This is a genomic window from Microbacterium sp. H6 (genome assembly GCF_003314775.1).
In the GTDB taxonomy this organism is placed as follows: Bacteria; Actinomycetota; Actinomycetes; order Actinomycetales; family Microbacteriaceae; genus Microbacterium; species Microbacterium oxydans.
Genome location: NZ_QOAY01000074.1, coordinates 1 through 845 on the forward strand (window position 1 = coordinate 1; position 845 = coordinate 845).

The following is an 845-nucleotide window of genomic DNA, read 5'->3' on the forward strand; positions in this document are numbered from 1 at the left end:
CATGCGTCGCGCGCCGGTGCCTGGTCCTCCGCCTGCTGGGCGACGAGGGTGCGACGGAGATCTCCCCACCCGTCCGCCACGCTCTGCCCTGCCGCGGCGGCGACGACGCGTTCGATGAGCAGCGGCGTGGACCACCCGTCGATCACGAGATGATGCGCCCCGAGCACGAGCACGGCGCTGGAGCGCCCGCTGCGAACCACATGGGCATGCAGGAGCGGAGGGCGCGATACATCGCTCGTGCGTGCGAGTTCCGCGGCGACGAGGTCGGCGACCCGCGTCTCGGCGCGGGCGGCGAGCACGGAGTCGTCCCCCGTGTGGTCGTCCTCGTGGATCATGACGTCGACCTCGGGCTCCCGAGGGACCAGCTGCACGGGACGGTCGGTGAGATCCGCGACGAACGCGGCGCCGAGCTGGGGGTGCGCCCGCACCACCGAGCGCACGGCCTCGGCGATCGTCTCCAACGCCAGCGGTTCCGTGGCATCGGCGCGCGGGTTCGTCAGCGGGATGGTCGTGACGGTCGAGTAGACGTCGTCCGTGCCGTCGCGGAGCGCGTGGAACAGCAGCCCCTCCTGCAGCGCTGTGAGCGGAGCGATGTCGCGAAGCGGGCCTCTGTCCGCCTCGATCCGCTCGATCGTCCCGAGGTCGAGGCCGGGGAGCGCGGCCTCGGCAGGGATGAGGGTCGCCGCGGGTCCCGCTCCGGGCGCGGCCAGCTGATCGGCGAGATCGACCAGCCCTTCGAGGGCACGGTCCCACGCCGCGAGCAGCACCGGAAGCCGCTCGGCCAGCGCCGGCGCCACGGTCCATTCGACCTCGAGCCCACGATCGTCCGGCGCGACGAACACCGC

At 73.1% G+C, this 845-nt stretch carries 1 protein-coding gene; it reads right to left on the reverse strand.

The genetic code is table 11. The annotated features are described in order from the left end of the window. The coding region (locus DSP71_RS05380) for a condensation domain-containing protein (protein WP_181800672.1) at window positions 1–797 on the reverse strand (797 nt) is incomplete at its 3' end. Between the last annotated feature and the right edge of the window lie 48 nt (window positions 798–845).